Here is a 14043-nt window from a genome sequence, read left to right as displayed (position 1 = left end):
CGCCAGAATACTAAATGTATTTGAGGAGCATAGACCACAAAATTGCCATTTAGCAATAGGTTTTGCAGAAGGTCCAAAGAAGGCTAATACTAGTGATGCCCTGTACTACCATGGCCTCCTACCCCTCTAGCGGTTTGGTCTAGCGCTGGTACTACTTTCCAACCAACCGATTCGTATTTGGTAACTACCAGCTGCGCAATCCTATCTCCATCTTCGACTAGAAAACGCTGATCAGAGAGGTTGATCAGTAATACTTTAATCTCTCCTCTGTAATCTGCATCAATGGTTCCAGGGCTATTTAAAACGGTAATGCCATGGTGCAGTGCCAAGCCACTACGTGGCCTTACTTGAGCCTCATATCCTTTTGGTAAAGCAATAGCAATACCGGTAGCAATGAGTATCCTCTGCCCAGCAGCCAACCAAATAGGCGCAGCGGTAAAAGCACGTAAATCCATCCCGCTTGCCCCTAACGTAGCATAAGTAGGTAATGGATGGTGCGATTGGTTAACAATTGGAATTTCCATAGAATACAAATCGTTTAATTAAAATTAATTATAGTTAGAAGATATAGTTAGACTTCTTTTTGAAGGAAGATTATTTTACAATAGTCTCAAAATGTCTTGCAAAGGTAAGCAATTTGGCTTCTTCAAAGTAGTTGCCAATAACTTGAATGCCAATGGGTAAATTCTTTTGGTCTACTCCATTTGGTAAAGAAATAGCAGGTAAACCAGCTACAGATGCCAATACCGTATAGAGGTCACTCCAATACATTGACAATGGATTGTTTGCAAAACTATTCACCTTAAAAGCAGTAGCAGTAGTGGTAGGCAATATGATAAAGTCATATTGACTCAAGATATCTTGCATAGCTTTTTTAATCACGTTACGTACTTTTAGTGCTTTAATATAGTGTGTCTCACATTGAGACGCACTCAGCACAAAAGAGCCTAGCATAATCCGTTTTTTTACTTCTTTGGCAAAACCTTCTGTTCTTGTCTTGATATAGACCTCCTCTAATGTGGTAGCATGGCTGCTTCGGTAGCCGTAACGAATGCCATCAAAGCGTGCAAGATTGGTACTTGCTTCTGCATTTACCAAGATATAATAGGTAGGCAAGGCATATTTAAGCAGCGCAAAATGGACATCATCTACTTGATGGCCTTCTTTCTTTAGCAGTTCCAAAGCATGTAAGGTATGTTCTTTTATTTCTGGTTGCAAGCCTCCATTGTCAAGTGTTTCTGCTAAGCAGGCTACCTTATAGCGCCCTGGATTATCTAATGCAGTAGTATAACGGGGCACCTCTTGCGTAGCGGCGGTATCATCAAATGCATCAGGTCCAGCTATTACCTCCAGTATAGTTGCACAGTCTTCTACTGTATGGGAAAAAATACCAGCCGTATCAAAAGAAGAAGCATAGGCCACTAGACCATGCCTAGACACCCTTCCATAAGAAGGCTTAAGCCCTACAAGGCCACAAAATGCAGCTGGCTGCCTAACAGATCCACCCGTATCGGTACCAATAGAGACATGGCACATCTTTGCTTTTACAGCTGCTGCAGAGCCACCAGAAGAACCACCTGCAACCCTTGTTTTATCTAAAGGATTCAGTACGGTGCCAAAGTAAGCATTTTCTGAAGAGGAGCCCATGCCAAACTCATCACAATTCTGATGGCCAATAATCAATGCATCAGCTGCCAAAAGTCGCTGCGTAACCGTTGCATCAAATGGTGAGATGTAATTGGTCAAGATTTTACTACCAGCATGTAGGGGATGATTTTTATAGGCAATCATATCCTTTAAGCCAATGACCATTCCAGCCAGTGGACCGCTTTTACCCTGCTTTATTTTTTGGTTGACGACAGGGGCACCTTCTATAATTTCTTGATCATAAACATTTACAAAAGCATTCAACTCTTTTTGTCTTTGCGTATCTTGCAACAGTTGTTTAACCACTTCTGTAACCGTAATTTTTTGCGATGCCAGCAATGGGCGGAGCGCACTAAAAGAATAATAATGGTCAGACATATAGATACAACATTACAAAAGACCTTCTGCAAAACCTATTGCTAAATGGCAATTTTGTGGTCTATGCTCCTCAAATACATTTAGTATGCTGGCGACTGTGCTTCTCCTAAAAACTGCTGATCACAAATAGGTTTTGAAGAAGGTCTAAAATTAAGATGGCTGGAAACGAATAGGTTCTTTGAGACCTTTACAATCTGTGAGCTTTATTTCTAGCGAACCTACTACCAGGTTAACTTTTAATAGCAGCGGAATTTTATTGACATCATTTGATATATATACTTCCACTGGACGATCTCCGGAAAATATACTACACTCGTACTTGTCGGGGATCATCGGTGCAAAAACCAACGCTGATGTTTTTCCTAGCTTGGTGTTAATGATCTTCTTACCAAGAAATCGAATCTTAACATCTTTATAGACCTGTTGGTCATGGAAAACCGTTATGATAAGCTCATCATCTGGTTTTAACTTTGTAGTATCAATCGAACGCAAGCTATAGTAGCCACCGATTAGGTCTTTAATTTTTGTACTAGGGATATCATGAGAGGTCTCTTTAGGCTCCATATTATTCTTACTCTCAGCTATTTCTACCTTAGCTATATTTTCTTTATAGTCAAAGTCAGTTTGCTCTTTCCTAACATAACCATTTTCTTCAAGATGGGTAACACATCTATGCGGACGCAATGCATGCGCGCAATCAACATCTAAATAGCTCTCCCATCTATCCAATACCTTAAAGCCTAAAAGCGCTAATGCATTACTAGAGGTACCTTGTACTTCAACCTTATAGCAAGCATGCCCGTTAAGCTTGTGCCGCTCCTCATCCACACGCATGGTAGCAGTACCAGCATGGAGAAAACTAGCATGGAGAAAACTATAGTAAACTTCATAGGTTAGGCATTCCCCTTGCAGAAAAGGAGGCCCTACTTCCCGGGCAGTTTTAGCATGTATGCTACTTAAAAAAGTACTTATAAGGAAACAACAAAAAAACTTTTTTAAGCAGCGTACAACGACCATAGGATATTAAGATATATAAATAGGATATTAAGATATATAAAAAATATTAAATCAAGAAAAATAGGGATTACAACTTCTAAAGTTACAACAAAAAAAGTAGTCAGCCAAACTGGATAGGCGGCAGCCTGCTAGAAAATCAATTTATTCATAAAAACTTAAGGCTGGAAGTAGGAAAAAAAGAGATAAAAAACTATCTTGCTCAAGTCTTAAGGCAGATTTTAAAAGTAGACCTTCTGCAAAACCTATTTGTGATCAGCAGTTTTTAGGAGAAGCGCAGTCGTCAGCATACTAAATGTATTTGAGGAGCATAGACCACAAAATTGCCATTTAGCAATAGGTTTTCCAGAAGGTCTAGTAAATCCTTGCAAACAGCGCAATATACCTAACTTAAAAATGAATTTAAAAAAATATTCTAGCTACATTTTTGCACTCCTCCTTTGCTGCGGATGTTTTACCAATAAATACACAGATGAAGAACGAGAAGGGTATTATACATGGAATCCCTATAAGTTAGGCGAAGTAGAGCCATTCAAACTAATACTAAAACCAGCCAATGAAATTATTAAGTTTAGCAAGAAACTACAAGATAGAATCCCCAAATGGTGTGACACTGGCCAAGAGAAACAACTATATGCAATCTGGAAGGATTTTTTTACGCAAGAAATACAACCAAATATAACAGACCAATTAAAAAGAACACATAATACCCACCTTTTAGAAGATTATTATGAACAGCTCGGCAAGCTATTTAAGGGTCCTACAGCAGCAAGTGAAGAAGCGTTGATAAGCGCAAGCAAAGCGCTACAAGCCGATACTAAACTTATAGCGGCATTTGAAGAGGCTATAGCAAAAAGGCATGCTGAACCAGAAAATATTTGTTTTATTCAGCCGATACTAGAATACCAAAAATTTCTTTATTTTATCTTAGAAAGATATGCGAAATTTGATAAGTTAGAAGAATCGCGGTATAATCTAGTAAAATGGAAAGATGCTGAGCGTCCAACTGGTACAGATCTTTGGGAAAAGATTGAAGAAAAGTACAAGAATCTACTAGAGAATGTTCAGTGGTATTCAGTAACCGTTAAGCGCGACGGTGTAAAGCGTTCAGTAAACCAAGAATCCATTAAGAAATGTTTAATGCGTATTGATGATTGGGCAGCTAATAAGGATTTAACCTATAAGGATTTACTAGAAACCATACCGCATGGCATAGATCTAATAAGGAAAATTCTATCCGAAGCAGCATTAGAAGAAAAAGAAGATGCAAAACTACTAAAAACTTATCTTGGTCTTTTTCCAATTGTATGCTCCGAACAATTGAAAGCGCATTGGTAGGCTGCTTTTTGCATAAGGGTTTGATTTTTTTGCTTGCCTTTTGATAAGGCAAAAAGTAGCTAAAAAAATCAAAACAAAAGTTTTTAAAAAATAAGTTTGCTATGCAGGTAAAAAAGGCACTTACGCCATTGCTAATAGCTATATCGACTCTATTAATAAGCACTTCCTGCGGCCTCTTTGGTAAGTGTAAAAAAAAGACTGATAAGGAGTCTCTGAGAAAACATGAAACAGGTTTAAGTGATATAAACTTAGGGAAAAAACATGAAACAGGCTCAAGCGATATAAGTTTAGGAAAAAAACATGAAACAAGTTTAAGTGATATCATTACAAAGCGTGACTTAGGAACAATTGAAACTTCTGATCGCAGTGGAACGCCTTCAAAAAAGGAAGTTGAAAATAGGTTAAAAGAATTATTCCCTAACTTGATTCTTGACGGGCTTGAGATCCGTATATTCAAGAGAACAGTATATATTTTTCCAGGCAACTCTGGTTATGGGCTTGGTTCGGTAGAGCTTACGTATACAACTCCGAAAAAGAATTTAGGGAAAACAAGTTTAAGTGATATCATTACAAAGCGTGACTTAGGAATGATTGAAACTTCTGATCACAGTGGAACGCCTTCAAAAAAGGAAGTTGAAAATAGGTTAAAAGAATTATTCCCTAACTTGATTCTTGACGGGCTTGAGATCTGTATAGAAAGTGTTTTTGGAAGGAAATTTGGAAGGAAAATAGTATCTGTTTTTGAAGGCAACTCTGGTTATAAGCCTGGTTGCGTAGAACTTACGTATACAACTCCGACAAAGCGTTTAAGTGATATCATTACAAAGCGTGACCTAGGCGAGATTAACCCCTGTGGAAGGCTTTTAGAAGAAGAGATTAAAAATCTCTTACAAAAACTATGTAAGCTAGAGCCTGAAGCGATTCACGTTTTTACCCATGAGAACTATCCTGGTTACGCAATGATTATGCCAAATATTTTTTATGGTGATTATTACCTTGCTAAGCCTTTTGAGGTAATCCTTACGTATACAATTCCGAAAACTCATCATTCTCGGGATTCAGATAAGACTACTTTCAATTCATCTGAAGTAGACGGAGCATATAAAACCTTAGGGATTCCTAAAGGTACCTCATATAAAGAAGCAAGGAAAATTTACAATAAATTGGTTTTAGAAACTCATCCAGATAAAAAACAACAAGAACTAGGTCAGGCATTAACTGATGAAGAAAAGAAACATTATAATGCTGCATTCGATAAAGTAAAAAAAGCATGGGATGTAATAGAATCTACCTTGGTTCGTGACGCATTCAGTGAATACTGTGCCAAAAATCCGAAAAAAAAAGATTCTAAGCGCAGCAGTATCTTCTCATTGAGAGGTAAATAAAGCATTTTTATCGTACTTTTTTATCAAGAAAAAAATTAAGATAAAAATTCCTTCCTAAATCAGTTAGAAAGCTACCCTAAACCATGGATAAAATTTATGATTTATTAAGCAAGCATTGGGGCTATCACTCCTTTAGGCCGCTTCAAGAAACAATCATTAGGGGCATTCTAGATGGCAAAGACCTATTGGTTTTTTTACCTACTGGCAGTGGAAAATCACTTTGTTTTCAACTCCCGGCCTTATGTAAAGCGGGTTTAACGCTTGTAGTCACGCCGCTTATTGCGCTGATGAAGGATCAAGTAAGCCAGCTGACGCAGAGGGGTATTTATGCAGAAGCGATTTTTTCAGGCATGTCTAGTCTCGAAATAGAGCGCAAACTAGATAATTGTGTATATGGTAATGTAAAGCTACTTTACGTATCTCCAGAACGGCTGCAAACCGATCTTTTTAAGTTGCGTGCGCCTACCATGCCTATTACTACTTTAGTAGTAGATGAAGCCCATTGTATTTCCCAATGGGGATATGACTTTAGGCCCTCCTATTTAGAAATTGCCCATTTTAAGCAAATGATTCCAACGGCCAATACAGTAGCCTTTACAGCTACGGCCACTAAAACGGTTAAACAGGATATTCAAGACCGATTGCAGCTTCATAATCCCCTTCTTTTTGCACAAACTTTTCATAGGTCCAATCTAATTTACTGGGTACGCAAAACAGATCATAAAGAATCACAGCTGCTCAAAGCCTTACAACAAACTGCTGGTCCAGCTATTGTCTATGTAAACACACGTAAAAAGACAGAAACGATTGCTAAGTTTTTGCATAACAATGGTATTACTAGTGCATTTTACCATGCTGGTTTAACCATCTCTGATAGAGCTATGAAACAAACCATGTGGAGTGAAAATAAAGTACGCACCATGGTGTCTACAGCGGCCTTTGGCATGGGGATTGATAAAGCAGATGTTTCCTTAGTAGTCCATTTAGATCTGCCTTCTTCATTAGAAGCCTATTGCCAAGAAGCAGGAAGAGCTGGCCGGAATCATGCGACAGCTTATGCCATTCTTTGGTATGATTTACAAGATATTGCACAGTTAAAACAAAAATGGAAAGAAAGCTATCCTACCATTGACCAGATAAGAAAGGTCTACCAACATCTGGTTAATTATTATAAAATTGCAGTAGGCTCCCATGCATTTGTAACCTATGACTTTGACTTAGAAGACTTTAAAAACACAACCGGACTCTACACGAAAGAAGCCTACTATGGCTTAAAAGCATTGGAGTCAGAAGGTTTTATCCAGCTTAATGAAGCCTGTTACCAACCATCTAGGGTCTATTTTCTCCTATCTAGGGAGGCATTGTATGCATTTCAACTCCGTCATCCTGCTTATGATTTATGCATCAAAGCACTTTTAAGGCTCTATGGTGGTACACTTTTTACGCCATACTGTACAATTTTTGAAAAAAAAATAGCCCAGTTTGTCCAGCTTACAGTATGCAAGATACAAGACCAACTAGCTGCCTTGCATCGACTAAAGGTTCTAGAATATCTTCCACAAAAAGCAAATCCACAAATTACTTTTTTAACACCACGCTATCTGGCTACCGAATTGCCATTACCGATTCATAAAATCGAACAAAGAAATAAAACAGCTTATCAACAAATAGAAGCGGTTATACAATACGTTACCAATGACCGGCGCTGTCGCTTAGCTATATTATTAGATTATTTTGATGAAAATGAATTAATTTGCAACCAATGTGATGTTTGTAAAAGAAAGTCAACAGCAAAAACACAAAATAACCTTATGGTAGAAAGTCGCCATTATGTGATCAATGCGATTAGACAGGGCAAACAGGATCTTAAAAAACTGATAGAAGAGGTTGCTTCCGAAAAAGAAAAGGCATTATTGGATACCATAAGGCGCATGCTAGATGCCAAAGAAATATACTACCAAAGCCCTGGCCAACTACAAATCAGTGAAGCGTCAAAGCCATTGGGTGAAGCATAAGACCTTCTGCAAAACCTATTTGTGATCAGTAGTTTTTAGGAGAAGCGCAGTCGCCAGCATACTAAATATATTTGAGGAGCATAGACCACAAAATTGCCATTTAGCAATAGATTTTGCAGAAGGTCCATAGGCGATTACATCAATACCTTGCGTAACCTAGCAACTGGTACATGCAATTGCTTTCTATACTTCGTTACAGTACGGCGCGCCACATTATACCCCTCAGCTATTAATAATGCTACCATATGCTCATCCGAATAAGGGTTTTTTTTATCCTCATTATCAATTATATTTATAATTCTATTTTTAATAACTTTATTGCTGATATCGGCTCCAGTAGCTGTGCTGATTCCTTCAGAAAAGAAAAACTTTAGCGGATAGATACCAAACTTTCCTTGCACTGATTTTTGGTTGACAATTCTTGAAATGGTCGAAGCGTCCATGCCAACCTTATCGGCTACATGTTGTAAAATCATTGGTTTTAATTTATCTGTTTCTTCTCCTTCTACAAAGAAGGTATATTGCAAGTGTAGAATTGCTTCCATTGTCTTTAAAAGGGTTTGATTCCGTTGACTAAGCGCCTCCATAAACCACTTGGCATGGTCTAACTTTTTTTTTAAAAAAGCAATCATCTCTTGGCTTTCTAAGTCCTGTTTTGCTTTTTGTTCATAGGTTTCCAGCATGGTCAGATACTTTTTGTTAAAGCGTGGTTTATGCACTGGATAATGGACCAACTCAACCGCAAGCTTTCCTTGATGCGTTACGATTATAAAATCTGGGGTAAGGTAATCATTGGTATAGGTTGTACTATTATTATGCCGCCCTGGTCTAGGGTTTAGTCGAGCAATATGGGCCAGGGCATCTTTCAAAAGATGGGTATCCGTAAGCCCTAATTTTTTGACTATTGTCTGATAGTGTTTCTTGGTAAAAGCTTCAAAGCAACTGCTTACCACACGCTGTGCCAACTGAATGAGTGGATCTTTCTGATTTTGCCCTTGCAATTGTATCAATAAGCATTCCTGGAGATTTCTAGCTGCAATACCAGGTGGATCTAGCCGCTGAATAGCGGCTAATACCTCTTCTACTTCTTCTAAAGAGAGTTCTAAGTAATGGATTACATGCAGATCCTGCACAACAATTTCTAGATCACATTGAAGGTAACCATCTTGGTCTAAGCTGCCGATGAGGTGTTCACCTATGGTATACCCTACTTTGCTGAGATGGAGCAAATGGAGTTGTTCTTTTAATTTTTCTTGCAGCGAAACGATAGCTGGGGTCCAAAGGTCACGGGCAGGTTGTGTTTTATATATTCTTAAATCTGTGGAACGATAATCAGAAAAATCCTGAGCGAATGGAGCTTCTTCTTCTATATTTTCTGTCTCTTCATCGAGCAAAGGATTGGCTGTGACCTCTTTTGAGATATAGTCGTTGAGTGCTACAGTAGGCACTTGTAACAGTTTAATAAATTGAATTTGTTGTCCAGATAACTTCTGGGTTAACTTTTGTTCTAATTGTAACTTCTGCATCTTAGCATTTAGTTGGATTAAATGAAAACTATTTATAGATTGGGCCTTACCAGGCGCGCTATAGACCTTCTTCAAAACCTATTTGTGATCAGCAGTTTTTAGGAGAAGCGCAGTCGAGCACCGCAGAATACTCAGGTGTATTTGAGGAGCATAGACAAGCTTCGACACCAAAATTGCCATTAGAAATAGGTTTTGCAGAAGGTCTTATATAGTTAGTGCTGCTAAAACCACAACAAATATTTAATCTTTAATCTAAAAAAGAATACATTGCATAACAAAATTAAAGAACTTTTACAATTTGGCACAGTTGGTGCAAGCGTTGAGATAAAAGGTTGGATCCGCACCAAGCGGGCCAATAAACAGGTTGTATTTCTTACCATTAATGATGGCTCTTGTCAGCAAAGTTTACAGGTGGTCATGGCACCATCTAAACTGCCAAAAACACTGCTGAACCAACTGACTACAGGTGCCAGTATTGCCATCTCTGGCAGTTTAGTTGCTTCAGCAGGCACTAGACAATCGGTAGAACTACATGGTGATCAGCTGACCCTACTGGGCAATGCCCCGGACTATCCATTGCAACCAAAGTCCCATTCATTGGAATTTCTACGTACATGGGTACATCTTCGTTTTCGTACCAACACCTTTGGTGCAGTATTCCGCATCAGGCATGCCATTAGTTATGCCATTCATCACTTTTTTCACGAACGTGGTTTTTGCTATCTTCATACGCCTATTATTACGGCAGCTGATGCAGAAGGTGCAGGGGAATTGTTTCGTGTTACAAGCTTAGCACTTAACCATACAGATGGTCCTGTTGATTTTAGCAAGGAGTTTTTCAATAGGCCTACCAACTTAACCGTTTCTGGGCAGCTTGCTGCAGAAGCAGCTGCTATGGGCCTAGGGGCGGTTTATACTTTTGGGCCTACTTTTAGAGCAGAAAATTCCAATACATCTAGGCACCTAGCAGAGTTCTGGATGGTTGAACCAGAGGTAGCTTTTAATAATTTAGATGATAACATTGCACTAGCAGAAGCATTATTAAAATTCTTATTAGATTATGTGCTTAAAAAATGTCCAGCAGAACTTGAATTTTTGAACCAACGTTTGCTTCATAACAATGCGCAAAGTGCAACCCCATCCATGGCGTTATTGGAACGGTTACAATTTGTATTAGAACAACCTTTTGTCCGTATTACCTATACAGAGGCCATTTCTATTTTAATGGAAGCGCCGCCCAATCAGAATGGTACATTTGTCTATCCTATTACTGGTTGGGGGATGGATCTTCAATCAGAACATGAACGTTATCTGGTAGAGCATCATTTTAAAAGACCTATAGTAGTAACTGATTATCCAAAAGATATCAAAGCGTTTTACATGCGCCAAAATGATGATGGAAAAACAGTAGCCGCTATGGATGTGCTTTTCCCTGGCATAGGAGAAATTATTGGAGGATCCCAGCGGGAAGAGCGCATCGATTATTTGAAAAAAGCCATGCAACATAGCCATATTGAAGACTTAAACTGGTATCTGGATACCAGACGTTTTGGTACCATACCCCATAGCGGATTTGGTTTAGGGCTCGACCGGTTTGTATTATTTGTAACAGGTATGGAAAACATACGTGATGTGATTCCATTTCCACGTACACCAGGCCATGTAGCTTGTTAAATTTCAAGGGCTTGTTTAATAAATGCTACATCACCATTTTTAGCTGCAAAAAGCGCTCAATTAGACCTGGCTATGCTAGTGTTACGCTAGTTTTGGTGCATCTGTTCTTTGTGTCTCTTTAAACTACTAGCAGTAATGCATTGGTAATCACACTTATCACATTTATATAAACTTTTTCTTATGTGTGTTTCTTTATGTCTTGTTAATTTGCATAAATAAATAGATTCGTAATTACAATTCTCATAATTACATTTGTACGGTTGTTCTTTTTTGTATCTTTGTTTATGTTTTTTTAAACTACTAAAAGTAGTGAATTTTTTATCACACTGGTTACATTTGAAAGGTCTTTCTCCTGTGTGGGTTCTTATATGGAGTGTTAAATGGTATTGCTGAGTGAATCTTATACCACATTGGTTACATTCGTGTAGTTGTTTTTCTGTGTGACGTTTTATATGGACGTTTAAATTACTATTGTGCGTAAAACTTATACCACATTTGTTACATATGAACGGTTTTTCTCCTGTATGAATTCTCATATGATATTTTAAATGAGATGGCCTAATGAACCCTTTACCACACTCATTACACCTGTTCGGTCTTTCTCCTGTGTGACGCTTTATATGGACGTTTAAATCGCTATTGGGCTTAAACCTTTTCCCACAGTGGGTACATTCGTGCGATTTTTATCCTGTATGACTTCTTATATGGACTGTTAACTGAAATGGCTTCATGAATCTTTTTCCACAGTGGTTACACCCGTGGGGTGTTTTTCCTGTATGTGTCCTTTCATGTGTTATTAAATCATCTGGAAACCTGAAACTTTTATCACATGCAGCACATGTATAATAATTTTCTGGATATAGCAATTCAACCATCTTTGTATCCTTCTTTGTTTTTGCAATATCAAGGGCGGTCAATTTTTTGTTATTTTTTATACTTAAAATGCTATTTATATCTTTTTTGGGGTTAACATTTACCGATAAGGCTAGTTTATTTAACTGATCTAAGATCACTTTAGCAAAAAGTCTATGTCCCTCACTGGCTAAACAATGGAATGGGGTTTCTCCTGCTGTATTTTTTACTTCTAGACCTGCAATTATATTTTTATACTGATGGCGTAGTGGTAGATTTTTATGAGCGTCAAGAAAGCGAAAAAAAGAAAAAATAGTTCCATTTTTACTTGCAGTATGCAAAGCAGTATTTCCGTATTTATCTGTTTTATTGTCTCTCTTATTCGTACATGCATATAAATACCTAACCAAATTTTCATCACAAAAACATCCTTTTGTATGAATTGTATGAATAATATTTTGTAATACATCAGATGGCGTATCGTCTTGAATGGCCTGCTCAAAAAATTTTATATCTTTTTTTATAACTGCAATAATAAATGGTTTGTCTAGCGTAGGAAAATCTTGATCTATATCTATGCCATTTGGAGGGGTATCTTCTATAGCGCCATTTAGATAGGTTGGTATATTGGCTTTATCACCCAAATGCAACCTGGCTATGCTGCTACATGCGTATAGAAGCCATACCAAAAATAGATAGTAAACCAAAGCGCATAGCCCCCTAGTACAAGATCTATTTCTTACTGATGCTATATAATGGCACATTAGATAGATATAATTATTTTGTATAATACATATCCTGATTGTATCAAAATAGAATGTAAGAAAATAATCTATGCGAATCTAGTGCAGGTGGGTAGTATGTATTTCCGATTTTCCTAGTATGCTAATTTTGGTGCATCCATTTTTTATGTATGTTTAATCCGCCCGCAGTAGTACATTTGTAATCACACTTATCACATTAGACCTTCTGCACAACCTATTTCTAATGGCAATTTTGGTGTCGAAGCTTGTCTATGCTCCTCAAATACATTTAGTATTCCGCGGTGCTCGACTGCGCTTCTCCTAAAAACTGCTGATCACAAATAGGTTTTGAAGAAGGTCTAGTTATGCCGTTTTTCTCTTGTGTGGATTTTTTTATGGGCGGTTAAATGACTTTTTGTAGAAAGCATTTTACCGCAGTCATCACATTTAAACAGGCTTTTTTCTCTGTGCGCTCTTAAATGAGATTTAGTAATAAACCTTTTACCACACGTTTCACATTTGTACTTTCTTTCTCCTGTGTGAATTTTTATATGGACTATTAAATTGCTATTTTGCTTAAACCTTTTCCCACATGTCTTACATGCATAGGGCCTTTCTCCTGTATGAATTCTTATATGGTTTTTTAAACGAGATTTATGAGTGAACTTTTTCCCACAGTGGTTACATTCGTGCGGTATTTTTCCTCTATGTCTTCATTCATGTTTTATTAAATCATTTGGAAACCCGAAACTTGCAGAACGAAGCGCATATGAATGGACAGAATGAGGCATAGGTTTTGATTGTTTGATGGCTACATAAGGCAATAGCAATTCCATCATTTCTGTATCCTTCTTTGTTTTTGCAATATCAAGGGCGGTCAATTTTTTTTTATTTTTTATACTTAAAATGCTGTTTATATCCTGATTTAGGTTAAAATTTTTTACCAATAAGGCTAGTTTATTTAATTGGTCTAAGATCACTTTAGCAAAAGATGTATCCCTCTTACTGGCTAAAAAATGGAATGGGGTTTCTCCTGCTGTATTTTTTATTTTTAGATTTGCAATTATATTTTTATACTGATGGAGCGGCACATCTTGATAATGATTAAGGAAATCAAAACAAGGAGACATAGTTTCATTTTTACTTGTTGCAGTACGCAAAACGGTATTTCCGTATTCATCTATTTTGTTGATACATGTATATAAATACCTAACCAAATTTTTACCACAAAAACATCCTTTTGCATGAATAATATTTTGTAATGCACCAAGTGACATACCGTATTGAATGGCCTGCTGAAAAAAATCTATATCTTCTTTTATAACTGCAATAATAAATGGTTTGTCTAGCATAAGAAAATGTTGATCTATGTCATTTGGAGTGATATCTTCTATAGAGCCATTTAGATAGGTTGGTATATCGTCACCCAAATGAAACCTGGCTATGTTGCTACATGCGTATAGAAGCCATG

Annotated in this window: 11 protein-coding genes; 4 read left to right on the top strand and 7 right to left on the bottom strand. The window is 37.5% G+C overall.

Annotated elements, in window-relative coordinates; all coding sequences use genetic code 11:
• Window positions 1-89: 89 nt before the first annotated feature.
• The 3 genes from dut to FPG78_RS03665 all read right to left on the bottom strand — a co-directional run bounded on the left by dut (window position 90) and on the right by FPG78_RS03665 (window position 3042).
• Entirely contained in the window at window positions 90-524 is a 435-nt protein-coding gene (gene dut / locus FPG78_RS03675) for a dUTP diphosphatase (RefSeq protein WP_144086661.1), read from the bottom strand.
• A 70-nt stretch (window positions 525-594) separates the two neighbouring features.
• A complete protein-coding gene (gene gatA, locus FPG78_RS03670; protein WP_144086660.1) occupies window positions 595-2025 on the bottom strand; it encodes an Asp-tRNA(Asn)/Glu-tRNA(Gln) amidotransferase subunit GatA in 1431 nt (476 codons plus the stop codon).
• Between the two features lie 150 nt (window positions 2026-2175).
• Complete coding sequence (locus FPG78_RS03665) at window positions 2176-3042, bottom strand: DUF3108 domain-containing protein (RefSeq protein ID WP_144086659.1); 867 nt, start codon at window positions 3040-3042, stop codon at window positions 2176-2178.
• Window positions 3043-3435: 393 nt separating this feature from the next.
• Between FPG78_RS03665 and FPG78_RS03660 the strand changes: the two genes are divergently transcribed.
• From FPG78_RS03660 to FPG78_RS03650, 3 genes are all read left to right on the top strand, one after another.
• Window positions 3436-4377, top strand: coding sequence for a hypothetical protein (locus FPG78_RS03660; RefSeq protein ID WP_144086658.1), 942 nt, complete (start codon window positions 3436-3438; stop codon window positions 4375-4377).
• A gap of 101 nt (window positions 4378-4478) precedes the next feature.
• Entirely contained in the window at window positions 4479-5762 is a 1284-nt protein-coding gene (locus FPG78_RS03655) for a DnaJ domain-containing protein (RefSeq protein ID WP_144086657.1), read from the top strand.
• A gap of 83 nt (window positions 5763-5845) precedes the next feature.
• On the top strand, window positions 5846-7777 hold the full coding sequence (locus FPG78_RS03650) for a RecQ family ATP-dependent DNA helicase (RefSeq protein ID WP_144086656.1): 1932 nt from the start codon (window positions 5846-5848) through the stop codon (window positions 7775-7777).
• Window positions 7778-7911: 134 nt separating this feature from the next.
• Here the strand turns inward: FPG78_RS03650 and rpoN are convergent, their stop codons facing one another.
• On the bottom strand, window positions 7912-9378 hold the full coding sequence (rpoN, locus tag FPG78_RS03645; protein ID WP_223261994.1) for an RNA polymerase factor sigma-54: 1467 nt from the start codon (window positions 9376-9378) through the stop codon (window positions 7912-7914).
• A gap of 192 nt (window positions 9379-9570) precedes the next feature.
• On the opposite strand from rpoN, the gene asnS reads away from it, so the two are divergent.
• A complete protein-coding gene (gene asnS, locus FPG78_RS03640) occupies window positions 9571-10977 on the top strand; it encodes an asparagine--tRNA ligase (RefSeq protein ID WP_144086655.1) in 1407 nt (468 codons plus the stop codon).
• A 683-nt stretch (window positions 10978-11660) separates the two neighbouring features.
• On the opposite strand, the gene FPG78_RS03625 is transcribed toward asnS, so the two are convergent.
• The 3 genes from FPG78_RS03625 to FPG78_RS03615 form a co-directional block, all read right to left on the bottom strand.
• Window positions 11661-12473: a C2H2-type zinc finger protein gene (locus tag FPG78_RS03625; RefSeq protein ID WP_223261993.1), complete on the bottom strand. Its 813-nt coding sequence runs from the start codon at window positions 12471-12473 to the stop codon at window positions 11661-11663.
• A 458-nt stretch (window positions 12474-12931) separates the two neighbouring features.
• A complete protein-coding gene (locus FPG78_RS08445) occupies window positions 12932-13117 on the bottom strand; it encodes a C2H2-type zinc finger protein (RefSeq protein WP_420888394.1) in 186 nt (61 codons plus the stop codon).
• 168 nt (window positions 13118-13285) lie between these two features.
• Entirely contained in the window at window positions 13286-14002 is a 717-nt protein-coding gene (locus FPG78_RS03615) for a hypothetical protein (protein WP_144086653.1), read from the bottom strand.
• Window positions 14003-14043 lie beyond the last annotated feature (41 nt).

The sequence above is a fragment of the Cardinium endosymbiont of Dermatophagoides farinae genome (assembly GCF_007559345.1).
Classification (GTDB): domain Bacteria; phylum Bacteroidota; class Bacteroidia; order Cytophagales; family Amoebophilaceae; genus Cardinium.
The sequence above is the reverse complement of the archived record's forward strand: the minus strand, read 5'-3'. Positions and strand labels throughout refer to the sequence as shown.